At 71.8% G+C, this 24184-nt stretch carries 22 protein-coding genes and 2 pseudogenes; 9 read left to right on the top strand and 15 right to left on the bottom strand.

Annotated features, from left to right (window positions below; all coding sequences use genetic code 11):
* Positions 1 to 105 precede the first annotated feature (105 nt).
* Positions 106 to 926: pseudogene (locus ACIRQ9_RS05410) on the bottom strand (pyridoxal-phosphate dependent enzyme).
* A 213-nt stretch (positions 927 to 1139) separates the two neighbouring features.
* On the opposite strand from ACIRQ9_RS05410, the gene ACIRQ9_RS05415 reads away from it, so the two are divergent.
* Positions 1140 to 1994 (top strand): hypothetical protein, encoded by an 855-nt coding sequence (locus ACIRQ9_RS05415; RefSeq protein ID WP_404167353.1) that lies wholly within the window; start codon positions 1140 to 1142, stop codon positions 1992 to 1994.
* Between the two features lie 51 nt (positions 1995 to 2045).
* Here ACIRQ9_RS05415 and ACIRQ9_RS05420 read toward each other — a convergent pair whose 3' ends face one another.
* The 4 genes from ACIRQ9_RS05420 to ACIRQ9_RS05435 all read right to left on the bottom strand — a co-directional run bounded on the left by ACIRQ9_RS05420 (position 2046) and on the right by ACIRQ9_RS05435 (position 5698).
* The gene (locus tag ACIRQ9_RS05420; protein WP_404167355.1) at positions 2046 to 2945 is read right to left on the bottom strand and encodes a phosphotransferase family protein; all 900 of its coding nucleotides are present in this window, start codon (positions 2943 to 2945) and stop codon (positions 2046 to 2048) included.
* 16 nt (positions 2946 to 2961) lie between these two features.
* Positions 2962 to 4239 carry an ATP-binding protein gene (locus tag ACIRQ9_RS05425; RefSeq protein WP_404167357.1) on the bottom strand — a complete coding sequence of 426 codons (1278 nt, stop codon included), beginning with the start codon at positions 4237 to 4239 and terminating at the stop codon, positions 2962 to 2964.
* 448 nt (positions 4240 to 4687) lie between these two features.
* Positions 4688 to 4972, bottom strand: a complete 285-nt coding sequence (locus ACIRQ9_RS05430) for a hypothetical protein (protein WP_404167359.1) — start codon at positions 4970 to 4972, stop codon at positions 4688 to 4690.
* 231 nt (positions 4973 to 5203) lie between these two features.
* On the bottom strand, positions 5204 to 5698 hold the full coding sequence (locus ACIRQ9_RS05435) for a DUF4291 domain-containing protein (protein WP_404167540.1): 495 nt from the start codon (positions 5696 to 5698) through the stop codon (positions 5204 to 5206).
* Between ACIRQ9_RS05435 and ACIRQ9_RS05440 the strand changes: the two genes are divergently transcribed.
* Positions 5686 to 6906: a hypothetical protein gene (locus ACIRQ9_RS05440; RefSeq protein ID WP_404167361.1), complete on the top strand. Its 1221-nt coding sequence runs from the start codon at positions 5686 to 5688 to the stop codon at positions 6904 to 6906. The two genes, ACIRQ9_RS05435 and ACIRQ9_RS05440, sit on opposite strands and share 13 nt — an antisense overlap.
* Positions 6907 to 6936: 30 nt before the next feature.
* Here the strand turns inward: ACIRQ9_RS05440 and ACIRQ9_RS05445 are convergent, their stop codons facing one another.
* The 3 genes and pseudogenes from ACIRQ9_RS05445 to ACIRQ9_RS05455 form a co-directional block, all read right to left on the bottom strand.
* Positions 6937 to 7611, bottom strand: a complete 675-nt coding sequence (locus ACIRQ9_RS05445) for a hypothetical protein (protein WP_404167363.1) — start codon at positions 7609 to 7611, stop codon at positions 6937 to 6939.
* A gap of 103 nt (positions 7612 to 7714) precedes the next feature.
* Positions 7715 to 7855, bottom strand: a pseudogene (locus ACIRQ9_RS05450) (DUF4291 family protein); the annotation flags it as partial.
* Between the two features lie 108 nt (positions 7856 to 7963).
* On the bottom strand, positions 7964 to 9082 hold the full coding sequence (locus ACIRQ9_RS05455; protein ID WP_404167365.1) for a hypothetical protein: 1119 nt from the start codon (positions 9080 to 9082) through the stop codon (positions 7964 to 7966).
* 177 nt (positions 9083 to 9259) lie between these two features.
* Here ACIRQ9_RS05455 and ACIRQ9_RS05460 point away from each other — a divergent pair, with 177 nt between their 5' ends.
* Complete coding sequence (locus tag ACIRQ9_RS05460) at positions 9260 to 10414, top strand: cystathionine gamma-synthase (RefSeq protein WP_404167367.1); 1155 nt, start codon at positions 9260 to 9262, stop codon at positions 10412 to 10414.
* 7 nt (positions 10415 to 10421) lie between these two features.
* On the opposite strand, the gene ACIRQ9_RS05465 is transcribed toward ACIRQ9_RS05460, so the two are convergent.
* The 3 genes from ACIRQ9_RS05465 to ACIRQ9_RS05475 form a co-directional block, all read right to left on the bottom strand.
* Positions 10422 to 10670 carry a hypothetical protein gene (locus ACIRQ9_RS05465; RefSeq protein WP_404167369.1) on the bottom strand — a complete coding sequence of 83 codons (249 nt, stop codon included), beginning with the start codon at positions 10668 to 10670 and terminating at the stop codon, positions 10422 to 10424.
* A complete protein-coding gene (locus ACIRQ9_RS05470) occupies positions 10667 to 11173 on the bottom strand; it encodes a sigma factor-like helix-turn-helix DNA-binding protein (RefSeq protein WP_404167371.1) in 507 nt (168 codons plus the stop codon). Before ACIRQ9_RS05470 ends, ACIRQ9_RS05465 begins: the two co-directional genes overlap by 4 nt.
* A gap of 385 nt (positions 11174 to 11558) precedes the next feature.
* Positions 11559 to 12053 (bottom strand): MarR family winged helix-turn-helix transcriptional regulator, encoded by a 495-nt coding sequence (locus tag ACIRQ9_RS05475; protein WP_404167542.1) that lies wholly within the window; start codon positions 12051 to 12053, stop codon positions 11559 to 11561.
* A gap of 167 nt (positions 12054 to 12220) precedes the next feature.
* On the opposite strand from ACIRQ9_RS05475, the gene ilvA reads away from it, so the two are divergent.
* From ilvA to ACIRQ9_RS05490, 3 genes are all read left to right on the top strand, one after another.
* On the top strand, positions 12221 to 13450 hold the full coding sequence (ilvA, locus tag ACIRQ9_RS05480) for a threonine ammonia-lyase (RefSeq protein WP_404167373.1): 1230 nt from the start codon (positions 12221 to 12223) through the stop codon (positions 13448 to 13450).
* A gap of 247 nt (positions 13451 to 13697) precedes the next feature.
* Positions 13698 to 14714 carry an ATP-binding cassette domain-containing protein gene (locus tag ACIRQ9_RS05485; protein WP_404167375.1) on the top strand — a complete coding sequence of 339 codons (1017 nt, stop codon included), beginning with the start codon at positions 13698 to 13700 and terminating at the stop codon, positions 14712 to 14714.
* Between the two features lie 71 nt (positions 14715 to 14785).
* Positions 14786 to 15565 carry an ABC transporter permease gene (locus tag ACIRQ9_RS05490; RefSeq protein WP_404167544.1) on the top strand — a complete coding sequence of 260 codons (780 nt, stop codon included), beginning with the start codon at positions 14786 to 14788 and terminating at the stop codon, positions 15563 to 15565.
* 129 nt (positions 15566 to 15694) lie between these two features.
* Here the strand turns inward: ACIRQ9_RS05490 and greA are convergent, their stop codons facing one another.
* Positions 15695 to 16195 (bottom strand): transcription elongation factor GreA, encoded by a 501-nt coding sequence (gene greA, locus ACIRQ9_RS05495; RefSeq protein ID WP_362172454.1) that lies wholly within the window; start codon positions 16193 to 16195, stop codon positions 15695 to 15697.
* A 169-nt stretch (positions 16196 to 16364) separates the two neighbouring features.
* On the bottom strand, positions 16365 to 16763 hold the full coding sequence (locus ACIRQ9_RS05500) for a DUF4307 domain-containing protein (RefSeq protein WP_351318680.1): 399 nt from the start codon (positions 16761 to 16763) through the stop codon (positions 16365 to 16367).
* A 138-nt stretch (positions 16764 to 16901) separates the two neighbouring features.
* Here ACIRQ9_RS05500 and mca point away from each other — a divergent pair, with 138 nt between their 5' ends.
* Both mca and ACIRQ9_RS05510 read left to right on the top strand, forming a co-directional pair.
* Positions 16902 to 17783, top strand: a complete 882-nt coding sequence (mca, locus tag ACIRQ9_RS05505) for a mycothiol conjugate amidase Mca (protein ID WP_351318682.1) — start codon at positions 16902 to 16904, stop codon at positions 17781 to 17783.
* A complete protein-coding gene (locus tag ACIRQ9_RS05510; RefSeq protein ID WP_404167378.1) occupies positions 17776 to 18015 on the top strand; it encodes a hypothetical protein in 240 nt (79 codons plus the stop codon). Before mca ends, ACIRQ9_RS05510 begins: the two co-directional genes overlap by 8 nt.
* A 6-nt stretch (positions 18016 to 18021) precedes the next feature.
* Here the strand turns inward: ACIRQ9_RS05510 and ACIRQ9_RS05515 are convergent, their stop codons facing one another.
* A complete protein-coding gene (locus ACIRQ9_RS05515) occupies positions 18022 to 21222 on the bottom strand; it encodes a tetratricopeptide repeat protein (RefSeq protein ID WP_404167380.1) in 3201 nt (1066 codons plus the stop codon).
* A gap of 93 nt (positions 21223 to 21315) precedes the next feature.
* Positions 21316 to 21714, bottom strand: a complete 399-nt coding sequence (locus tag ACIRQ9_RS05520) for a hypothetical protein (protein WP_404167382.1) — start codon at positions 21712 to 21714, stop codon at positions 21316 to 21318.
* 163 nt (positions 21715 to 21877) lie between these two features.
* On the opposite strand from ACIRQ9_RS05520, the gene ACIRQ9_RS05525 reads away from it, so the two are divergent.
* Complete coding sequence (locus tag ACIRQ9_RS05525; protein ID WP_404167384.1) at positions 21878 to 23905, top strand: thioredoxin domain-containing protein; 2028 nt, start codon at positions 21878 to 21880, stop codon at positions 23903 to 23905.
* Positions 23906 to 24184 lie beyond the last annotated feature (279 nt).

Here is a 24184-nt window from a genome sequence, read left to right on the forward strand (position 1 = left end):
CCGGCACGCATCCCGGACAGGGCATCCGGGCTAGCGCTGTCCGGCGGACGAGTTCACGGGGGGCCGACCGTGTGACGCCGGCCGGACGTCCGGCGGCAGCGGGCGTCAGGACCCGGGGACGCGCGAGCCGCCGATCCGGCCCCGGCAGGCGTGCGCGTCGACGTCGCTGCCGCACACGACGGTGACCACGTGCCGCCCGGCGAAACGCGCGGTCCTCCAGGACGGCCGCGACACCGAGCGCGGCCGACGGCTCCACGACCAGCCCGGCGTGCTCCAGGAGCATGCGCATGCCGACGACGACCGACGCCTCCCGGACCAAGATCACCTCGACGTCCGGCGCCAGGGCCTTCACGACGTGACCGACACCGGTGGCCGGCGCCCCGCCGCCGAGCGCGGTCAGGACGGCGTCGAACGACGGCAGCGCATCGGCCAGTTCCAGGCCGGCGGTGGCCGCGCCCTCACAGGTCTCCCCGTCCAGGCTGTCCTCCAGCCGCCGGACGCCGTCGTACCGCGCGACGGCCGCCGCGCGGTCCCGGGCCGACTCGCGGTCGCCTTCGGCCAGTTCGAGCCGGGCGCCAAGCGCGCGGACCCGGTCGAGCTTGGCCGCCGTCGCCGCGCGGGACGCCACGACGGTCACGTCGAGTCCCCGGCGCCGCCCCGACCAGGCGAGTGCCTGGCCGAGGTTGCCCGCCCCGCCGCACACCACGGCCGGCGAGCACCGGGCCGCGAGGAGGCTCGCGGCCAGTTCGGTACCGCGGCCCGTGAAACTCCGTACCGGGTTGGCCGTTTCGAGCTTGATGCTCACCGTGCGACCCAGGCCCGGCTCCAGCGCTTCGCAGCGGTGGAGCGGGGTGTCGAGGAACACCGGGTCGAGCACCCGGCGGGCCCGCCCGGATCCGGCCGGTGTCGAGGCGCGTCCCCCGCAGGGCGCGGCAGCCCAGCGCCGTGGCCGACGCGTCCGTGTCGCTTCGCGGCGGGCCGGTGACCGTCCCCTATGCTCTGGTCGCCTCGGAGGTCCGGAACCCGGCTCCCGAACCCGACTTCTGATCTTCACGGAGGGCAGTACGGCGGGGATCAATCGCGAACGCCTCGTCAGGACACTGACGTTCTGGCTGCGCCCCGCGTTCGCGCTGCGGGTCGTGGGCCGGTTCCAGCGGATCGTCGGCTTCGACCGCTCGATGGCCCTGGCGTCCAGCGCGCTGACGACGCTGATCCCGCTCTCCATCCTTCTCGGCGCCCTCCTGAGCACCTTCGCGCACGCCGACGCCGCGGCGCGGATCATCAGGCGCTACCACCTCACCGGAGCGGGAGCCACCGCCGTCGACTCCCTGTTCTCGCCCGCCGAAGGCACCAGCGCGAGCGTGGGCGTCTTCGGTGCCGTGTTCCTGGTCATCTCGGTGCTGAGTTTCGCGCGCGCGGCCCAGCGGCTCTTCGAACAGACCTGGGACCTCAAGCCGCTCGGCGTGCGCAACACCCGCAACGGCCTGTGGTGGATCCTCACCTTCGGCGGCTACGCGGCGGTGACCGCGCTGCTCTCCGCACCCCGCGGCGGGAGCGTGCTGGGGGTGGCCGCCGCCCTGTGCGGCGTTCCGGTGACCGCCGCCTTCCTGGTCTGGAGCGGCCGGATCCTGTCCGCGCGACGGATCGGCCGACGGGACCTGCTGCCGTTCGCCGTCGCGGGCGCCGTCCTGACGGCGGCCTGTTCGGTCGGCGCGAAGCTGTACATGCCCCGCCTGTTCAACTCCTCCGTCGAGCGCTACGGCGTGGTCGGCGCCGTCTTCGCGATGGTCTCCGCCCTGTTCGCCGTCGGCCTCGTCCTCGTCGCGTCGGCGGCCCTGGGCCGGGAGGTACGGGACGAACTCGGCCGGATCCGCCAGGGCCACCGCCCGTCCGACCACGAGGTCCGCCGCGAGTGGGACCTCGTGGTCGGCCAGGCCAGATCCCGCTGGCGCACGGCCCGCGACCAGGTCTCCGGCCACCGGCCCAGGGGCTGAACGACACCGCACGGCCCCGCGGACTCTCGCCGGATCCCGGCCGGACGGACCTCAGGGCGCGAACAGCCACCCCAGCGCGGCGAGGCTCTTGTCGACGTACCGCTCCTGTCCCGTCTCCAGGCCGTGGGCCAGGTCCTCGAAGACCCCGCATCTGGCGTAGAACACGGCGCGTTCGACGAGAACCGCCGTGTCCTCGGTGCCGGTTCGGCGGCCGTGGACGGCGGCGCGGGTCGCGGCCGGGCCGAGATCGCGGTGGATCAGCCCGACGTCGCGGGCCGGGTCGACGAGCGCCGCGTCGCTCCAGTCGATGACGCCGGTCACCGTCCACGTGACCGGGTCGACGAGGACGTGCTCGATCCCCAGATCGTTGTGGGAGAACACCGGGGTGGGGCCGTCGTCGGGCGGCGCGGCGGCCAGGAACGCCTCGACGGGCCGCCGGTGACCGGCCGGTATCCGCCCGGCCACCGTCTCGTAGTCCTCCGCGGCCTGCCGGTGCCACTCGGCCGTCGGCTGGTGGTCCGCGTCCACCAGGCCGGCCAGCCGCGCGGCCGGCACGGCGTGCAGCGCGGCGAGGAACCCACCGAGCGCGGCCCCGGTCGACGTGCCGTGCGCCGAGCGTCCGGGCAGCGGCAGCTCCAGCAGCGGGACGCCGGGGAGCTTCCGGTAGGCCAGGCAGCCCTGCTCCGCGACCGTGAACACCGGCTCGGGGACGGGCAGCGGCGAGAATCCGGCGACGGCGGCGAGCAGTCGGGCCTCCCGGTCCACCAGGGCGCCGCGCCGCGCCGGATCGGGCTCCTTGGCGAAGCGCACGACCAACTCGCCGTTCACCTCGTACGCCAGGTTGTCCACACCCTCGCCGAGCGGCACCACGGACGCGACCCGGTAGCCGGGCATCCGCGCGGCCACGATGCCGGGGACGTCCGCGGCACGGCCGCCTCCGCGACGGGACACGCGCCCACCCTACGGCTCAGAGCCGGCTGTACTTGTCGATGTCCTCGGTGAACTCCTCGATCGTGTGCGGGGTCAGCGTCGGCCGGGTGTCACCGATGGCCGTCATGTAGTCCTCGGTGGTGGCCGCGCGCCCCTGGCGATGCGTGACCTCGTACTCGAACGCCGCCTGGGCCCCCTTGCGGGCGGCGAATTCGATGTCGGCCGGCGTGAACAGCTCGCTGGCCTGCACCAGTCGGCCGAGATCCACCGAGTTCTCCGAGGCCCTGAGATAGCGGGCCCAGATCGCCGCGCGGGCGGTGGGGTCCGGCGGCCCGATGGGGATGACGTAGTCGAACCGGCCAGGCCGCAGGAACGCCGCGTCCAGCGAGCGCACCGAGTTGGTGGCGCAGGCCAGCAGCCGTGCGTCGTGCTCGCGGAAGACGGGGATCAGCTTGAGCAGCTCGTTGGTCACGCCGTGCCCGGGGTCGACCGCCCTCCCGGAGCGCACACCGGCGATCTCCTCGACCTCGTCGATGAAGAGCAGCACGGAGTCCAGCTCCGCCAGGTCCGCGAAGGCCTCCCGCAGCGCCACGGCCAGCCCCTCGTTCGTGTCGGCCGCGAGCCGGGAGGGGAACAGCTCCACGAACGGCCAGCCGAGCCGTGAGGCCACCGCCTTGGCGAAACTGGTCTTCCCGGTGCCCGGCGGGCCGAACAGGATGATCGACTTGGGCGGGACGACGGCGTAGCGGTCCGCGAGCGCCGGCTCGGTCAGCGGCAGGACGACCCGGCGTTCGACGATCTCCTTCTCCCGCTCCATGCCGGCCATGGCGTCCCAGAGCCCCTCGGGCAGCATGCGGCCGCCCAGCGCGGCGAGGACGTCGGCGTTCGCGGTGCCGGGCGGTTCGAGCTTCTCGTAGTAGGTCAGGCCGGACCGCGACCGGTAGCCCGAGTTCTCCAGGGCCTTCGTCCCGGCGGCCCCGGCCGGCAGCAGCGCGCTGACGTGGCGTACTCCCAGAGCCCGCAGCCGTCGTTCCAGCTCGGTGAGGAGCGCGCTGCCGATCCCGCGCTCGCGCCAGCGGGAGGCGAGCGCCACCAGCAGGATCCATCCCCGCTTGTCGGTGGCCTGGGCCACGGCCATGCCGACCAGCTGGCCGCCGACCACCGCGACCACCGCCGTCTGACCGGCCTTCGCCGCGGCCATCACCTCGGAGACGGGGAACACCCGGTGCTCGTCGGCCTGCCGGCTCTGGTCCCAGATCTGGATGGCCTGGTCGAGATCGTCGTCGTGATAGTCACGCAGATGCCAAGCGGGCATCGCCACCACCTCACCCGGCGCGGAGTACCCATTGTCCTCTGTGCGGTGCTTCGTGGCGAACCAGGTCCCCCCCCGAAATCGCGGTGCGACGCGCGGACCGGGGTCGTCAGGGTCCCTCCCCACGGGCACGGACATCCACGGGGATCGAGTTCCGCCCTCCCTGCGCCGGGACCGAGGACAACGACGGCGAGTCGTGGGTGGCCGCCCCGCACTTCTGGCCGCTCTACGACGAGGTTGACCACACGTCCTTCGGCCCCCTCTTCGGCGTCCGCAACGACGCGGGGTAGGGGTTCGGGCCGCTCGCACCCGGTCGAGGTCTTCCCGCCGACACGTCGAGCGGCCTGCGGGCAGGGCTGGACCCCCGGACCGACCAGGGCGAGCTGGACGGCGTGAGCCGGATCAGCTGGGCCGAGAACGCCTCCGTCGATCCGACCTGGGCCGAACGCCGTCACGCGGAAGCCACCACCTCGCCGGCCATGACCTCAGGAGGGTGGGGGAGCAGTGACGCGAGGTGGTCCCGTACGAAGTCCGAAGCCATCGAGATCGACTCCTCCGCGCCGGCCCGGTCCCGGAAGACGCTCGTCGAGACCATCACGCCGTTCCCGGCGTCGATCCAGTAGTAGGCCACGAAGCCGGACACTTGACGCATGAGCGGCACGAACCCCTCGCTCACGCGACGCGCCGCCTCCGCCGGATCGGTCACTCCTTCGTACCGCCGGACCGCTACGTACATCCCCGAGCTCCTCACGGCGTACCGGATTCGTCCTCTTGCCGAGACGGGGTATCCCGGCGGCGGCCGTCCGGCGCACGACGCGTCCGGGAATCATCCGAAGGGCCGCCCTGGCTGATCCGAACGGCGGTTGCCGGCCCTGCCGCGACGGTTCGTTTCACCCGCCGTTTCGTTGCGCGGATTGAAACGTCCCGTCCCCCCCGTGGGCAGAAGTCCTGTCTGTCGGGCGGCCCGTCACCCGTGGAGGTGGGCGAGTGACGCGTCGTCGACGGGATAGGGGCGTTCCTGCGGCAGCAGTCGGGCCGCGGAGGTCAGGTCGCCGGCGCTGACGAGTGCGTGGATCTCGTGGGCGAGCGGGGTCACGTCGCGGATGGTGAGCGTCCACTCGTCCGCGTAACGTCGTGCCGCGTCGCCGGACAGGCCGAGCTGCAGGGACCGGTACGGCAGGGGCCGCAGGCGCAGGTCGCGCTCCGGGTCCCACTGCACCCGGGTCGGCGCGTGCTTCAACTGCCGTTGCCAGGTGGCCCGGTCGGGGTGGACGCCGTGGGTGTAGCTCGACAGGCAGGCGTTGCGCAGCGCCCAGTCGAAGCCCTCACGGCTGATCTCCACGGCCAGGACGGTCTCCTGTCCCTCCTTGGCACCCCAGCCGCAGCGGTACATCATCCACAGGAACGACGGCTTGATCCATGTCAAGCAGCGTTCACAAACCTCTTGGGTTGCTGCTGGCAGGCTACGTCCGGCACGTGGGCAGCCGGCGTCGGATCGTCGAGGAAGATGTGCACATGGTTGATCACTCTCATGGGATATCTCCCATGTCGCTCGTGGGCGATGAGCGGGCGTACGCGCTCTGCGGTGGCATGACGGCCCGGGAGTGTTTCACCTTCGGGAGCGCCACCGTCGTCATCGGCGATGCCGGGACGCTGATGATCGTAGAAGCCGGAGACGCTCCCGGTAGGAGTTGCGTGTGGAACGCCGACGAGGTCCGTCTGGTGGGCCCTGCACCAACGCCCGTCAGGAAACGGCTGATGGATGAGCCCTGGGAGCGGGGCGTAGATGGAATGAAGCTGCCGGTTCATCTGGCGGTCCGGAACTCGGAGGGCCTGGTGTATCTAGGTACCGGATCCGTGACCCGGGCAAGCGCGGTGCTCCGTCCCGGCTCCGGCGAACACGTCCTCACCGACTGCGCCCTTCGCCTCGCTACACCGTTGAGCAGGCCCGACTTGGACCGCGTCCGGCCTTGCCTCCCGCCGGCAGATCTCCCGAACCTGGAATGGCTCGGACAGGTGAACGATGACCGAGTCCGTGCGCTCGAACAGTTCATCACCGGCTGGTACCCCGCCGCGGCTGAGACTGCCGAACTACCGCCAGTTCAGGAACCTCCTGTGGATCTGCCTGAAGGACTGGGGCATTTCTACCGGCTTTCCCAGCACCGCCCTCGCTGTTTGGGACTGCAGAACCGAATCCTTCCCCCCTCCAAGCTTCAGACCGACCCCAGAGGGGAGATGCTCGTATTCGGCGAAGAGAACCAGGGAGGTTTCCTCTGGTCGCTGATGTGGACGCTCGACGGTGCCGAAGCCGATCCGACCGTCTGGTTCCGCGAGTACGACGAACCTCCGATCGCCGAGCGGGAACCTCTCAGCGGTTTCCTCATCCAGTTCTCACTCTTCGAGGCTTCCATGGGTGCCGAGTACGTGGCTCTGTGCGACGAGGTCACGGAAGAACAGCTCGACCGGCTCACCGAAGGACTGCTCCCCGTGCCCCTAGGGCCCTTCTGCGCTGCGTTCCCCACACGCTTCTTCGCGGCTCCAGGACTCGTTCTGCATGTCTCGGGCGAGGGTGGTGACGCCGGTTTCAGTGTCTGGGCCGGCGCAACCCATCGCACCGCTCTTGCGTCACTGGGTGACACGCCGGTCAACTGGATCCGCTTCGACGGCTGACACGGCGTGACGCCGCTGCCGCCTCCGCGGTCAGGTTTCGCTGTTGCCGGAGCGGCTGGTGCCGGTGTCCGCTTCACGGATCCACAGAGAAAGGCCGCTGCTCGTCGCTACGGCGAGGGTCTGGCCGGAGGGCGAGAATCCAGCGGTACGGAGTTCGGAGTAGTCGGAGTGGAAGATGTGCCACCAGCGTTCCCCGTGCGGACCGGAGTGCGGCAGACCGCCGTCGCGGGAGAGCAGGACACGCTCGTTCGGCCACGCCGGGGCAACGACCTCCAGCTTCCAACCGTCTCCGCTGGTGGTGTGCAGTCCTCCGCCGAAAAGTCCCGCGATCCGCACCCGGCTTCCGACGACCGGTCCCAGTCCAGGACACCACTCGGCGGGATCCGCGTCGCGGCCGCTGTCCTCAAGGTCAGCCTCACGATCCCGCGCGATCTTCTCGCCGGTGACGGCGTCGAAAAGTCCGAGCCCGTCGTGGGAGACGACCATCACCAGATCGTGACCGGTGTCGGGGTCCGTCGTGAAGCCGATCCCGAGCAGTCCGCCGACAGGGACGCCGTACTCGGACTCAAAGACGGGTCGCCAGGGGTCGGGCGCGGGCACCACCGGCGCCGCGAGAATTCGGTTCCGCATCGCCCGCTGGTAGTCGCAGAGTTCGGGCTCTTGATCGGACTGACCGACCGGGGGCGTCTCCTTCGTCCACTTCATCACGGGCCAATGATCCTCGCCTCGACAGGCAGGCCCAGAGGTGGCCTCGGTTCAGCGCGTGGGCACAGATGCTTGCGGGCTGTGAACGCTGCTTGATGACTCACGTCATCCGGTCCCGCCTCCATGCGGCTGGGAAGCGTCCGTCTCGGACGGCGGGGTGGCCGATCTCCGGGCGGTACGCCTGGTAGACGGTGACCGTGGACTCCGAGTGGGCCGCGCGGATCCTGCGTAGCGGTTCTTCCATGGCGTACAGCGTGCGGGCGGCCGGGGCGGGCGGCCACCGAATTTACGGCCGCCGCGCCCGGCGTCGCCGCATCCCGTTGTCGTGGGCCTCGGTCGGCGCGGGCCGCTCTCAGCCGGGCAGGGTCGCCGGGCTTCCGCCGTTCGCCTCGTAGCCCGCTACCGCCAGGGCGCGGTACAGGGCGAACTCGGCGGCCGGGTTCGCGGACAGGGTCCACGGCAGGGCTCCGACGTGTCCGTCGACGTGTATCAGCTCGCCCATGGCTTCCGACCAGCGTTCGGAGCGGACCAGGAAGAAGACCAGCAGGTGCCGGACGTGGGCGAGCATCGGGTCGCTCTCGCGGGCCGAGTGGACCGCGTGCAGGGCGCCGTGGACCGCCTTGGTGACGACCTCGCTCTGGTAGAAGCTCGCCACCAGGTTGACCTCGGGGAGGTGCTCGAAGACCGCGAACAGCGGCATCGCGGCCAGCAGCGAACCGCGCGGAGCGCGCGCGGCGGCGGCCTCGGCGAAGGAGTACGCCGTCTCGCGCGAGCCGTGCCACTTCTCGCACCAGTAGTGCAGGGCCGCGAGGTGCGCCCCCATGTGCGCGGGCGCCCGGTCCAGGATCTTCAGCCAGAGCTGCTCGAACTCCGGCCGCCCGTAGTGCAGCCCGCGCGCCACCGACAGCTCGATGATGTACGGCACCGGGTCGCCGGGGGACAGCAGCGCCGCCTGCCCGCAGGCGTCCCTGGCCTCCTCCATGATGATCCGGAAGTCGTCCGTGCCCGGCGTCGACGTCCGCCACGCCTGCTGCACCAGGAACTCCGCGTGCACGGCCGCGCCGCCCGCGTCCTTGGGCTGCTCGGCCCGCCACACCCGCAGCCACTGCCCGCCCGGCGTCTCGCTGACGCCACCCGGGCGCTGCTGGAGCTCCAGTGCCGCCGCGCCGGCGAAGGCCTGCACCCGCTGCCAGCGCAGCTCGCCCGCGATCTCCGTGCCCGCCAGCAGCTGGGCCGCCGCGCGGTGGTCGTGGGTGCGCTGCACCAGGTCCAGGACGTCGAGCAGGTCGTGATCGGGGCCGGGCATGCGAATGTCCAGCTCCTCCTCGCGCACGAATCCGTAGTCCGCCGGGTCGGCGGCGTCCGGGTGGCCCGGGTGGACCTGCTCGATCACGCCGCGCCGCCGCCGCAGGACGGGGAGCAGCACGAAGCTCAGCAGGAGCAGCGCCATCAGGGCCCAGAGAATCGCCATGCGTCAAGCGAACCAGACGGCGCCGACAATTGGCCAACCGGTGGTCGCGGCCTGTGGACAACGAGCGTGGCGGGCACGCCGGCCGTACCCGCCCGTCGCCCCACGTGCGCGGTACATGCCAGGCCCGCGGGCCTTCGGGACGCGTGAGCAGGGAGGTGAGCACTAGGCTCATGACCTATGAGCAACAGGCACATCAGTCAGCATTTCGAGACCCTCGCCATCCACGCGGGCAACACGGCGGACCCCCTCACCGGTGCGGTCGTACCGCCGATCTACCAGGTCTCGACCTACAAGCAGGACGGCGTCGGCGGTCTGCGCGGCGGCTACGAGTACAGCCGTAGCGCCAACCCCACCAGGACCGCCCTGGAAGAGAACCTCGCCGCGCTGGAGGGCGGCCGCCGCGGACTCGCGTTCGCGTCCGGGCTGGCGGCCGAGGACGCCCTGCTGCGCACGCTGCTCAGCCCGGGCGACCACGTGGTCATCCCGAACGACGCCTACGGCGGCACGTTCCGGCTGTTCGCGAAGGTCGTCTCCCGGTGGGGCGTGGAGTGGTCGGTCGCCGACACCAGCGACCCGTCGGCCGTGCGCGCCGCGATCACCCCGAAGACCAAGGCGGTCTGGGTGGAGACCCCGTCCAACCCGCTGCTCGGCATCACCGACATCGCCGCGGTCGCGCAGGTCGCCCACGACGCGGGCGCCCGGCTCGTCGTCGACAACACCTTCGCCACGCCCTACCTCCAGCAGCCGCTCTCGCTCGGCGCGGACGTCGTCGTGCACTCGCTGACGAAGTACATGGGCGGTCACTCGGACGTGGTCGGCGGCGCGCTGATCGTGTCGGACCAGGCGCTGGGCGAGGAGCTGGCCTACCACCAGAACGCGATGGGCGCGGTCGCCGGTCCGTTCGACTCGTGGCTGGTGCTGCGCGGCACCAAGACGCTCGCGGTCCGCATGGACCGGCACAGCGAGAACGCCACGCGGATCGCCGACATGCTGACCCGGCACCCGCGCGTGACGCGCGTGCTGTACCCGGGCCTGCCCGACCACCCCGGTCACGAGACCGCCGCCAAGCAGATGAAGGCCTTCGGCGGCATGATCTCCTTCCAGGTCACGGGCGGCGAGGAGGCGGCGGTCGCGGTCTGCGACCGTGCCAAGGTCTTCACGCTCGGCGAGTCCCTGGGCGGGGTCGAGTCCCTGATCGAGCACCCGGGCCGGATGACCCACGCCTCGGCGGCCGGTTCCGCGCTGGAGGTGCCCGCCGACCTGGTGCGCCTGTCCGTGGGCATCGAGAACGTCGACGACCTGCTGGAGGACCTGCAGCAGGCGCTCGGCTAGGTCCCGGTCACCAGCCGACGACGGGCGGAGTCGTCGTGGACGGCGGCTGCGCCCACGGCCGGACCACCGCCGCCCACCAGGTGAACGCCACCGCCGCCGCGCACAGCAGCAGCCACAGCACGCGGCGGGCCGTGCGCCGGCGGCGCATCAGGCGGCCGCCCCGGCGCAGCGCCTCGCCGTGGATGTCGGGCGGCACCCGCGGCGGCCGCTGCTCCATGATCCGCCGGGCGGCGGCCTCGCGTTGGACGCGGTTCACGACGGTGCCACCTTCGCTCCCATGACCGTGGGCGCCGCCTTCCGGGGCGGATGCAGCAGGGTGGCGGTGGCCCGGTCGCAGATGGCGTGCACGCGTTCCGTGGGCAGGCCGAGCAGGGCCGCGGTCTGTTCCTCGGCGACCCCCTCGTACAGCCGTAGCACCACGATCAGGCGCTCCTGGGCCGTCAGGACGGCGAGGGCGCTGTCCGGGTGCGGGCGGGTGCGGCTCAGCGGCCCGCCGTACCGGTGCCAGACGGAGTTCGCGAAGCGCAGGGCCAGGTGCTGGCGGGCCCGGTCGTACGGGTCCTCGCCGCGCAGCCGGTCCCAGCTCGCGTACGTGTGCGCGAGCGCGAGGGTCAGCAGGCGCCGTGCGCGCGGGTTGGCGTCCGGGGCCTCCGCGGTGAGCAGGGTCGCGGCATGCAGCAGCCGGCCTGCCGCGCCCGCGACGAACGCCTGGAACTCCCGGGCCCGGCGGGCGTCCTGGAACGCCTGCCGATCTCGCACCGCACCTCCCCCTCCACGGGCCGCTCCGCGTCCGGATACGGACACGGATTCGGGTTCGACCGAGGCCCGGTCTCATATGAGGCCAGGGGTGCCCTCACGGTCAAGAGCCGGGCGACACGCGCGCGTACCGGATGTTCGACGGGACGGATCCGGGCGGGGCCGAGCACCCGGCCGGCCGCGGCCTTCAGCCGGGACGTGACCGGGTGTCCGGAGGGAGCATCGGCGCGCGACCAGGCATGGAAGGCTATCGAGGCGCGACCGGGAGCCGGCGCGGCTCCGCACGCGAGCGGGAACCGAAGTGGCTCGGCACACGAGCGGGAGTCGGCGTGGCTCAGCACGCGAGCGTGTGACGGGACTCGACGCGAGGACCGGGCGCCGGGCCGGTTCAGGTCGCCGGCGGGGTGTCCGAGGCAGGCTGGACGGTCATCCGGGCGGACAGGGCGGTGTTGAAGCGCGTCAGCAGCGCGCAGAAGGTCTCGCGCTCGTCCGGCTCCCAGTCGCGCGTCAGCTCCGCCATCAACTGGCGCCGTGAGGACCGTACTTCGTCCAGCCGCGACAGCCCGCGCGGGGACAGCTGGAGGACCACGGCCCGTCCGTCCTCGGGATGCGAAGTGCGCTTGACGAGCCCGGTGTCGACCAGCGGAGCCACCTGCCGGGTGACCGTGGAGGAGTCGATCCCCATGCTCGCGGCGAGCGCCTTGACCCCCATGGGGCCTTCCTTGTCCAGGCGGTTGAGCAGCAGATACGCGGCGCGGTCCATGGAGTTGCGCACCTGCCCGACGCCGCCGAGCCGGGTCTGTTCGGCACGGCGGGCGAACACCGCCACCTCGTGCTGCAGCGTGTCGAGGAGGCCGGTGTCACCGACGGTCGTCATGTCCATCGACATTTCAGGTGTTGTGGGCATGGCCGGGGGCTCACTTCAGGAAGAGTGCTGGTGTGGGGGACAGAGTACGCGGACAGGGGTCGGGCCGTACCGGCGCTGCGCAAACCGGTCTCGGAGCTTGGTCACACCCGGGGCTTTGGCCTGTGAACTGCGAGACTTGAGTCATGAGCTACAGCACGGCTGACTCCTTGCGCCCCGTCACCCTCGACGACGTACGGGGCGCCCAGAAGATGCTCGCGGGTGTCGCGCGGGTGACCGCGATGGAGACCAGCAGGCACCTGTCCCAGCTGGTCGGCTCGCCGGTGCACCTCAAGTGCGAGAACCTCCAGCGGACCGGTTCGTTCAAGCTGCGCGGCGCCTACGTGCGGATCGCCGGGCTGCTGCCCGAGCAGCGCGCGGCCGGGGTCGTGGCGGCCAGCGCCGGCAACCACGCGCAGGGCGTGGCCCTGGCCTCCGCGCTGCTCGGCGTGCACGCCACGGTGTTCATGCCCGACGGCGCGCCCCTGCCCAAGATCAGTGCGACCCGTGAGTACGGCGCGGAGGTACGGCTGCACGGACAGGTCGTCGACGAGACCCTGGCCGCCGCCCAGGAGTACGCGGCCGAGACCGGCGCGGTCTTCATCCACCCCTTCGACCATCCCGACGTCATCGCGGGTCAGGGCACGGTCGGCCTGGAGATCCTGGACCAGTGCCCGGAGGTCGGCACGATCGTCGTCGGGGTCGGCGGCGGCGGGCTCGCGGCCGGGATCGCGGTCGCGGTGAAGGCGATCAGGCCGGACGTGCGGATCGTCGGCGTCCAGGCGGAGGGCGCGGCCGCCTACCCGCCCTCGCTCGCGGCCGGCCGCCCGGTCTCGGTGCGCCAGCCCGTGACGATGGCCGACGGCATCAAGGTCGGACGGCCGGGCGACGTGCCGTTCGCGCTGGTCGAGGAGCTGGTGGACGAGGTCCGCACGGTCGGCGAGGACCACCTCTCCGCCGCCCTGCTGCTCTGCCTGGAGCGGGCCAAGCTGGTCGTGGAGCCGGCCGGCGCCGCGCCGGTGGCGGCGCTGCTCGCCGAGCCCGGCGGCTTCGCGGGACCGGTCGTCGCGGTGCTCTCCGGCGGCAACGTCGACCCGGTGCTGATGCAGCGGGTGCTGCGGCACGGCATGTCCGCGCAGGGCCGCTACCTGGCCGTACGGCTGCGGCTGACCGACCGGCCGGGCGCCCTGGCCACACTCCTCGGGGTGCTGTCGGACGCCGACGCCAACGTCCTGGACATCAGCCACGTGCGGACCGACCCCCGGCTCGGGCTCTCGGAGGCGGAGGTCGAACTGCAGCTGGAGACCAAGGGCCCGGCGCACTGCGCCGAGGTCGGACACGCGCTCCGCGAGGCCGGTTACACGGTCATCGACTGACCCGGGCCGCCGCTCCCGGCCGGGTCCGCCGTGCTGTGCGGCGCTCCCGCCGGAGGGCCGGCCCGCCCCGTTCCCGTTCATTCACTCGTTCGAGAAAATCTGTCGACGGACGCGATACATCGCGTTATGGTGTGTCGCACGGCGAGGGGTCGCGTCCGCCTGCCGTCGTACCGGCGAAAACCATAGGCGGCCCGAAGCGCGCATCCCTAGCCTTTCTCGAAGAATTCTCGACGACGTGGAGACTCATATGCCAGGCGCCATCTACGCCGAAGGCCTGGTGAAGACCTTCGGTGACGTAAGGGCTTTGGACGGCGTCGACCTCGATGTCCCCGAAGGCACCGTCCTGGGACTGCTCGGGCCGAACGGCGCCGGCAAGACCACCACCGTCCGCTGCCTGACGACCCTGCTCCGCCCCGACAGCGGCAGAGCGGTCGTCGCCGGCCTGGACGTGGCCCGGCAGCCGGACGCGGTGCGCCGCTCCATCGGCCTGTCCGGACAGTTCGCGGCGGTCGACGAATACCTGACCGGCCGCGAGAACCTGCAGATGGTGGGCCGTCTCTACCAGATGGGCGCCAAGCAGGCCAAGGCCCGCGCGGTCGAGCTGCTGGAGCAGTTCCACCTCACCGACGCCGCCGACCGCCCCACCAAGACCTACTCCGGAGGCATGCGCCGCCGCCTCGACCTCGCGGCCGCCCTGGTCGTCTCGCCGCCCGTGATGTTCATGGACGAACCGACGACCGGCCTCGACCCGCGCAACCGCCAGCAGCTGTGGGAGGTCATCAAGCAGCTCGTCTCCGGCGGTACGACGCTGCTGCTCACCACCCAGTACCTGGAGGAGGCCGACCACCTCGCCCACGACATCGCCGTCGTCGACCACGGCCGGGTCATCGCCCAGGGCACCTCCGACCAGCTCAAGGCCCGCACCGGCGGCGAGCGCGTCGAGGTCGTGGTGCACGAGCGCGCCCACATCCCGACCGCCGGCGAGGTGCTGCGCGGCTTCGGCAAGGGCGAGACCACAGTGGAGGAGCACACCCGCAAGCTCACCGTCCCCGTCACCGGCGGCGCCAAGCTGCTCGCCGAGGTCATCCGCGAGCTGGACTCCCGGGGCATCGAGATCGACGACATCGCGCTGCGCCGTCCGACCCTCGACGACGTGTTCCTGTCCCTGACCGGACACACGGCCGAGGAGGAGAAGACCGAGGACACCGGCGAAGAGGGCCGGCAGGAGACCCGCAAGGACACCCGCAAGGAGACCGTGAAGTGAGTGCCGTCAGCGACACCGTGCGAGTGGCGGCCGCCCCGGGCAACGCCGTCACCCAGTCCTTCCGCGACTCGATGGTGGTCGCGAAACGCAACCTGATCCGGATGTCCCGGATCCCCGAGATGTTGATCTTCGGGCTGATCCAGCCCATCATGTTCGTGGTGCTGTTCACCTACGTGTTCGGCGGCTCGATCCAGGTCGGCTCGTCCACCTCCACCCAGGCCTACCGCGAGTTCCTGATGGCGGGCATCTTCGCGCAGACGGTGACCTTCGCCACCGCGGGCGCGGGCGCCGGCATCGCCGACGACATGCACAAGGGCCTCATCGACCGCTTCCGTTCGCTGCCCATGGCGCGCGGCGCGGTGCTGACCGGCCGGACCATCGCCGACCTGGTGCAGACGGCGCTCACCCTGGTCGTGCTGGCCGTCGTCGCACTGATCGTCGGCTGGCGCACGCACGAGAACATCGGCAAGGTGCTCGCCGGATTCGGCCTGCTCCTGCTGCTCGGGTACGCCTTCTCCTGGATCGGCGCGCTCATCGGCCTGTCCGTGCGGACCCCCGAGGCGGCGACCTCGGGCGGTCTGATCTGGCTGTTCCCGCTGACGTTCATCTCGAACGCGTTCGTGGACGCGAGCCACCTGCCGACGTTCCTGCGGCACATCGCGGAGTGGAACCCGTTCAGCGCCACCGTCCAGGCCAGCCGCGAGCTGTTCGGGAACCTTCCGCCGGGGTTCAACGCGTCCAGTGCCTGGCCCATGCAGCACCCGGTCCTGGCCTCGCTGATCTGGTCGGTCGCGATCATCCTGGTCTTCCGGACGCTCGCGGTCCGCAAGTACCGCTCGGCCACCGCGTGACGCACCCCGCGTGACGCACGCCGAGTGAAGTGCACCGTCTGAAACGCACCGCGTGACGCCCCGCGTGACGCCGTACGGAACGACTACGCCCCCGGCGTCCGTGGACGACGGGGGCGGGTGGTCGTGAGGTCAGCCGGAGTAGGGCTCGGCCTTGAGGATCTTCACCGACGCCTTCTTGCCGTTCGGCAGCTCGTACTCCGCGTTCTCGCCCACCTTGTGCCCGATGACACCGGTGCCCAGCGGGGACTGCGGCGAGTAGGTCTCGACATCGGCGCTGGCGTACTCCCGCGAGGCGAGGAGGAACGTCATGGTGTCGTCCTCGTCGCCGTCGAAGGCGATGGTCACCACCATGCCGGGCGCGACGGCGCCGTCCGTCGAGGTCGGAGCCTCACCGACCTTGGCGTTCTCCAGAAGCTGGGTCAGCTGGCGCACACGGAGCTCCTGCTTGCCCTGCTCCTCCTTGGCCGCGTGGTACCCGCCGTTCTCGCGCAGGTCGCCCTCCTCGCGCGCGGCCGCGATCTTGGCGGCGATCTCCGTGCGCGCAGGACCAGACAGGTACTCCAGCTCGGCCTTGAGCTGGTTGTACGCCTCCTGGGTCAGCCAGGTGACGTTCTCGCTGGTCTGGGTCACAGGTGCTCCTCGTCGGTACTGGGAATACAAAGCATCGCCCTACCCAGAAGCATGTTCCTTCACGGAAGGGCGAAACCACGAGCCTAACAATTCAACGGCGTAAGGGGGAGGACATAAGCCATCAGAATCACGTCAACGCAGGTCAGCGCCTACGGATTGATGGCCGGTGTCAGCCGGAGTGGCAGCCCAGCAGCTCCGCCGTGGTGCCCCGGGCCGTCGTACGGAGCGTGACGACCTTGTCGATCTCGGTGGCCGGACCGTTGAAGCGGAAATCCGCCCGGCCCACCTCGGAGCCGTCCGCCGCCTGGGACCGCAGGGTGCAGTAGCCGGAGGCACCGGCGTCCTTGTGGACCTCCAGGTGCACCTGGACCGCGGAGGCCGAGGCGTCGAAGGTGACCACCTGCGCGCTGATCTCGCTCTTCACCACGTAGTGGTAGGCGAAATAGCCGACCAGGGCGAGCAGCAGGGCGCCCAGGACGGCACCGGTGATCTTGAGCTTGCGGTCGGCGGCCTCGTCCGAGGAGCGGCCGTAGCGGCCCTCGGGCAGCCGCGCACTCGCGGTACTCATGATCGTCCTCCTGGCAGGAATCCCGCCCGGACCCGGCCGGTCCCGGACCCCGGAATTATTCGCCCCCCGATTCGGTCACTATAGAAGCGCCGATCGCACCCGAAGACACCGGGGCGCCGACTTACTGAGGATTGAGTCTTGACTGACCAGCTGCGACTGATGGCCGTCCACGCCCACCCCGACGACGAGTCGAGCAAGGGCGCGGCCACCATGGCGAAGTACGTGTCCGAGGGGGTGGACGTGCTGGTCGTGACCTGCACGGGCGGGGAGCGCGGCTCCATCCTCAACCCCAAGCTGCAGGGCGACCAGTACATCGAGGAGCACATCCACGAGGTGCGCAAGAAGGAGATGGACGAGGCGCGGGAGATCCTCGGCGTCAAGCAGGAGTGGCTCGGATTCGTCGATTCGGGTCTGCCCGAGGGTGACCCGCTGCCGCCGCTCCCCGAGGGCTGCTTCGCCCTGGAGGACGTCGACAAGGCGGCCGGCGAGCTGGTCCGCAAGATCCGCGCCTTCCGCCCGCAGGTGATCACCACCTACGACGAGAACGGCGGCTACCCGCACCCCGACCACATCATGACCCACAAGATCTCGATGGTGGCCTTCGAGGGCGCGGCCGACCGCGAGAAGTACCCCGAGGGTGAATTCGGCCCGGCGTACCAGCCGCAGAAGCTCTACTACAACCAGGGCTTCAACCGCCCGCGCACCGAGGCGCTGCACGAGGCGCTGCTGGCCCGCGGCATGGAGTCGCCGTACGGGGACTGGCTCAAGCGGTGGAGCGAGATGGAGCGCACCGAGCGCACCCTGACCACGCACATCCCGTGCGCGGACTTCTTCGAGATCCGCGACAAGGCGCTGATCGCGCACGCCACGCAGATCGACCCCGACGGCGGCTGGTTCAAGGTCCCGATGGAGCTCCAGAAGGAGGTCTGGCCGACCGAGGAGTACGAGCTGGCGAAGTCGCTCGTCGATACCTCCCTCCCCGAGGACGACCTCTTTGCGGGCATCCGCGACAATGCCTGACATGAGCGCAAGCGCAAATCTGGCACTGACGCACCTCGTCCCCCTCGCCAAGGAGGTCGACGAGAACAAGGTCACCCCCGGCGTCCTCGGCTTCATCGTCTTCGCGGTGATGGCCGTGGCGGTCTGGGGCCTGATGAAGTCCATGACCAAGCACATGCGGAAGGTCGACTTCAAGGAGTCCCCGGACGCCAAGGCGGACCCGGGGACCGCGGTGGCCGACTCCAAGGGCTGACCGGCGTCAGGACGCCTCAGGAACCGGCACTCCCATCACCTCCCGGGCGTGCCGGCTCGGCACCATGCCCAGGCGCCAGGCCTGCCAGCCGGACTCCAGCGCGATCCCGCGGTCCAGCAGCAGGCCGTACGCCGTGACGTACTCGGCCAGCTTCTCGTCGCGCAGCGGATGGGCGCCGCGGGAGAGCTGGGCCAGCTCCTCCTGGGCGACCGCCGTGCCCACCTCCACGCCGCCCGGCGCCGCGTAGGGGAGCAGGGTGCAGCGCAGGAAGCGGGCCCAGTCCTCGCCGCGGCGATCGCCGTACGACGAGAACAGGGTCGCCGCCTCGTCGCACAGGGCCATGGCCTGCTGGGTGCGGTTGTTGCCCGCGTCCACGACGGCCAGTTCCAGGCAGGTCCAGGCCTCGCCGTGGACGACACCGATGCGTTGGAAGTCGGCGCGCGCGTCGACCAGGAGCTGACGGGCGAATCCGGAGTTGCGCAGCGAACCGGTCTGGGCGGCCCGCTGGTCCCGGGTGGCCCGGGCCGAGTGATGGCGGGCGCAGGCCAGTCCGTACACGTCCCGCATCCGGGAGAACATCGTGCGCGAGCGTTCCAGTTCGCGGACCGCCTGGTCCAGGGTGCCGGTCTCCTCCAGGGCCTGGCCCAGGTAGTAGACCGTCCAGGCCTCGCCGCGCGCGTCCTCGTTCTCCCGGTGCCGGGCGGCCGCCTGCCGCAGGGCCTCCACCGCCGGGGTCGCGTCACCGTCCACCAGCCGCGCCCGGGCCAGCTGGGTCAGCGCCCAGGCCTCGCCACGGGCGTCCCGGGTACGGCCGTAACGCTCCAGCGCCGCCCCCAACTCGCGTTCCGCACGCGGTACGTCGCCCATCCGCAGCGCCAGCTGGCCGAGCTGGAAGTACGCCCAGGCCTCGCCGTGCACCGAGTTGCCCTCCCGGTGCAGCACGAGCGAGCGGGTGAGCAGGTCCATCGCCTCCGGCAGCCGGGCGCGGTCGCGCTGCACCGCGGCCAGCGCGTGCATCGTCCAGGCCCGGTCGGTCGCCAGCTGAGGGGCCGCCTGGAGATCCAGCGCCTCCTGGAGCCTGGCCGCCGCCTCGGTGAGGTTGCCCTGATGGTGCAGGGTGATCCCGAGGGAGCACAGGGCACGGGCCGCGCCGGCGTCGTGGTGCGCCTCCATGTAGAGGTCCACGACCGAGGTGAGGGTGGTGCGCGCCTTGTCCAGCTCGCCCAGCTGCCGGGCCGCGATACCGGTACGCCACTGCACCGAACGCACCAGCAGGCCCTGGTCCACCGCCTGCGCCAGCTCGCTGATCTCACCGAGCCGGTACAGGTCGCCGCGGAGCAGGCAGTAGTCGCACAGGGCGCCCAGCAGGCTCTGCACGGCCGCCTGGTCGACGCCCTCCGCGTGCCGCAGCGCCGCCGTGATGAAGCTCGACTCGTCGTCCAGCCAGCGCAGCGCCTCGTCGAGGGAGGTGAAGCCGTGCGGACTGAACCGGTCCGAGCGGGTCGACATGTTGCCGTCCACCAGCCGCAGCACGGAGTCCGCCAGCTCGCCGTAGTTGACGATCAGCCGCTCCTGGGCCGCCGTACGGTCGGCCGGCTCCTCCTCGTCGGCGAGCCGGGCCTGCGCGAAGGCACGGACCAGGTCGTGCAGCCGGTAGCGGCTGCCCCGGACGTGGTCGATCAGGCCGGCCCGCGCGAGCGCGGCCAGATGCCGGGCCGCCTCCGCCTCGTCCGTGGCCAGCAGGGCCGCCGCGGCCGCCGCCCCCAGCGAGGACCGGCCCGCCAGCGCCAGCCGGCGCAGCAGCCGCCGTCCGGTCTCCGACTGGTCGGTGTAGCGCAGCCACAGCACCCGCTCCACCGGCTCGACCGGCCCGTACGCGGCGAGGTCCGTCGCCAGCTGGAGCGGTGACCGCACCCCCAGGGACGAGCCCGCCACCCGCAGCGCCAGCGGCAGCCCGCCGCACAACTCCCGGATGCGCTCGGCCGACTGGGCGTCGTAGGGCCCCGACGCGTCCTCGCCCGCCGTGCCCAGCAGCTCCTCCGCGCCCGCCGCGTCCAGCGCGGTCACCGGCAGCCGGTGCACCCAGGCCGGCAGATCCGCGGGCAGGTCCAGCGGCTCCCGCGCGGTGACGAGGACCAGGCTGTCCGAGCGCTCCGGGATCAGCGTGCGCACCTGCTCGGCGTCCGAGGCGTCGTCCAGCACGATCGTCACCGGCAGCCCGGTCAGATGCTGGTGGTACAGCTCGCCGAGCCGTTTGACCTGCTGGTCGGCCGAGGAGCGCTCACGGAACAGCAGCTGCTCACGCGGCGCGCCCAGCCGGTTGAGCAGGTGCAGCAGCGCGTCCCGGGTGGGCAGCGGCGGCTCGCCGCTGGTGTCGCCGCGCAGGTCCACCACCACCGCGCCCCGGAAGAAGTCCTTCAGCTCGTGGGTGGCCCGGACGGCCAGGGCCGTCCGCCCGGAGCCGGGCTCCCCGTGCAGGACCACGACCGTCGGACGGGTCTCCGTGGTCGCCCGCGCGGCCTGCGCCCACTGCCGGATCCGCGCCAGTTCCTGGTGACGGCCGGCGAACGGGCCCCGCGGATCGGGGAGCTGGCCGAACGACTGCTGCAGCACCGTGCGCCTGCGGGCCGCCGCGCTCTTGTCCGTGCCGCGCAGCCCCGGAGCCTGCTTCTTCGGCCCCGTCGACGCGCTCAGCACCCGCTGCTGGTCGAGGAACGGGCGGATGCCCCGTACCTCCAGGGCGGTCAGCCACTGCAGACGCAGCTGCTCGGGACCGCCGGGCTGTCCCGCCTCCCCGGCCTGGTGGTGGGCGGCGGGCAGGTGGGTGCCGGCGACCTTGACGACCGTCGCGGCCGCGCCGATCACGCCGGCGGCCGCGCCCGCGCCGAGCGCCGGGCCCGCGCCGGTGCCGAAGGAGAGGTCGGCGACGGCCGCGGCGACGGCGGCGACGGCCGCCACCAGCAGGGGAGTTCCGGCGCCGTCTCTGGCGTAGCGCTGGCCGAAGCTCTGCCGGCCCGCCTCCTGCTCGTCCAGAGCGCGGGTGTAGGCGTCGTACTCGGCGGCGGCGGTCCGCGCCATCGACTCCAGGGCGCCGCGGGCCCGTGTCAGCAGCAGTTGTCCGTCGATCCGGCCGCCGGAGCGGCGCACCTCCTCCTCCACGGCCTTGACCAGCAGCCGGTCGGCTTCCGCCCGATGGGCGTCCCGCATGTCCCGTCCCCCTCCAGCGGCAACTGTCTTGCCTATGAGTGTCCTTGGGAGAGCGCGAAGTTGCGAGAGGGCCGGATCATCGAAGAGGGCGGACTACCTGGACACGGGCTCGCCGTGCCGGCCCTTGGACAGCGCCAGGTAGACGCACGCCGCCGCCAGGCCCGCCTCCGCGACCGCGCTGCCGACCGCCACCGCCAGCTCGGTGCCCACCGGCGACGTCGTCAGGTCGAACCAGGCGTCCAGGACCGCGACCGATGCCGTCGCCGAGGCCGTCAGGCGGGCCCGGGGGTCACCGCGCAGCCCCAGCACGGCGGTGCCCGCGCAGCCCAGCGCCATCAGGACGTCCAGCCCGATCCAGGCCAGCGACCAGTTGTGCACCTCGGTCCTGGTGGGCAGCGTCAGCGCCAGCACCACCATCCACGGCACGAGCAGCACGGCGGACGATCCGAGCAGGATCAGTGCCCACCGCTTCAGCCGCCTCGCCCGCGTCATGCTCCACGCCTTCCCCGTCGATGACCGCTCCAACACCCGTGCTCCCCGGCCTGTTCCGTCCCGGCGCGGGTCGTGGCTCACACGGACTGTGAGGCCCACGCCCGCGAGACGGCGTCCGTGCGGGACCGCCGGCCGGGCCGGGCGCTGTGAGAGGCTGGACCGCATGAACCGCCTGGCTGGTGTGACCTCGCCGTATCTGCTTCAGCACGCGGACAACCCGGTCGACTGGTGGCCCTGGGAGCCCGCCGCGTTCGAGGAGGCGCGGCGGCGGAACGTGCCCGTCCTGCTGTCGGTCGGTTACTCGGCGTGCCACTGGTGCCACGTGATGGCCCACGAATCGTTCGAGGACCGGGCCACCGCCGACTACCTCAACGAGCACTTCGTCTCCGTCAAGGTGGACCGCGAGGAGCGCCCCGACATCGACGCCGTCTACATGGAGGCCGTGCAGGCGGCCACCGGGCAGGGCGGCTGGCCGATGACCGTGTTCCTGACGCCGGACGCCGAGCCCTTCTACTTCGGTACCTACTTCCCGCCCGCGCCGCGCCACGGGATGCCGTCCTTCCGGCAGGTCCTGGAGGGCGTGCGGAGTGCCTGGGCGGACCGGCGGGACGAGGTCGCCGAGGTCGCCGGGAAGATCGTCCGTGATCTCACCGAGCGGGAGATCGGCCACCAGGGCACCCGGCCGCCCGGCGAGCAGGAACTCGCGCAGGCCCTGCTCGGCCTCACCCGCGAGTACGACGCGCAGCGCGGCGGGTTCGGCGGCGCCCCCAAGTTCCCGCCGTCCATGGTCGTCGAGTTCCTGCTGCGCCACCACGCCAGGACCGGTTCCGAGGGCGCCCTGCAGATGGCCGTGGACACCTGTGAGCGGATGGCCCGCGGCGGGCTGTACGACCAGCTCGGCGGCGGCTTCGCCCGGTACTCCGTCGACCGTGACTGGACCGTGCCGCACTTCGAGAAGATGCTGTACGACAACGCCCTGCTCTGCCGGGTGTACGCCCACCTGTGGCGGGCCACCGGGTCGGAGTCGGCCCGCCGGGTCGCGCTGGAGACCGCCGACTTCATGGTCCGCGAACTGCGCACCGAGGAGGGCGGGTTCGCCTCCGCGCTGGACGCCGACAGCGACGACGAGACCGGTGCGCACGTCGAGGGCGCGTACTACGTGTGGACGCCCGCGCAGCTCGACGAGATCCTCGGTGCGGACGCCGAACTCGCCGCCCGGTACTTCGGCGTGACCGCGGACGGCACCTTCGAGCACGGCCAGTCGGTTCTGCAACTCCCGCAGCAGGAAGCTGTGTTCGACGCGGAGAAGGTCGAGTCGGTCAGGCGGCGGCTGCTCGCGGCGCGGGCGCGGCGGCCCGCGCCCGGCCGGGACGACAAGGTCGTCGCCGCCTGGAACGGGCTCGCCGTCGCCGCGCTGGCCGAGACCGGCGCCTACTTCGACCGGCCGGACCTGGTCGAGGCGGCGGTCGGTGCCGCGGACCTCCTGGTCCGGCTGCATCTCGACGACCACGCGCGGATCGCCCGCACCAGCAGGGGCGGCCGGGTCGGTGCCAACGCGGGTGTGCTGGAGGACTACGGCGATGTCGCCGAGGGCTTCCTCGCGCTCGCGTCCGTGACCGGCGAGGGGGTCTGGCTGGAGTTCGCCGGACTGCTCCTCGGCCACGTCCTGACCGGGTTCGCCGACCCGGAGACCGGTGCCCTCTACGACACCGCCTCCGACGCCGAGCGGCTGATCCGGCGTCCGCAGGATCCGACCGACAACGCCACGCCGTCCGGCTGGACGGCGGCCGCGGGCGCACTGCTCGGTTACGCGGCCCACACCGGTTCGGAGGTCCATCGCACGGCGGCCGAACGGGCGTTGGGCGTCGTCGGGGCGCTCGGGCCGCGGGTTCCGCGCTTCGTCGGCTGGGGGCTCGCGGTCGCCGAGGCGCTGCTCGACGGCCCGCGGGAGATCGCGGTCGTGGGACCGGACCGGCGGGACGGCCGTACGGTGGCGCTGCACCGCACCGCGCTGCTGGGCGTCGCCCCCGGTGCGGTGGTGGCCGTGGGGACGGCGGGGAGCGACGAGTTCCCGTTGCTGGCCGGGCGTCCGCTCGTCGGCGACGAGGCGGCGGCGTACGTGTGCCGCGGCTTCACCTGTGACGCCCCGACCACCGACCCGGAACGGCTCAGGGCGGCGCTGGGCGGCTGAGGTCTCCCGGCGCTCGTCGCGTCGAAACATGTCATTTATCTGAAGAGTTCGTGCTCTTCACATCACCCCCATATGATCCACCTCGCGCCGTGACGCGTGTGACGCGTGGTCACGGCCGGGGAGCAAGTGGGGAATCGGGAGTCCCGCACAGCGGTCATCAGGCGGCTCTGTACGCCCACGACGGCCGATGTGTGAAGATTCTGTGAGTGAAGTTCGCGCTTTGTGTGATCCTCGTTCACCCATGAACTTCTAGCATCGCCGAAACAGTGCCCGGTTCTG

It is taken from the genome of Streptomyces sp. NPDC101237, from assembly GCF_044767465.1.
GTDB lineage: Bacteria > Actinomycetota > Actinomycetes > Streptomycetales > Streptomycetaceae > Streptomyces > Streptomyces gramineus.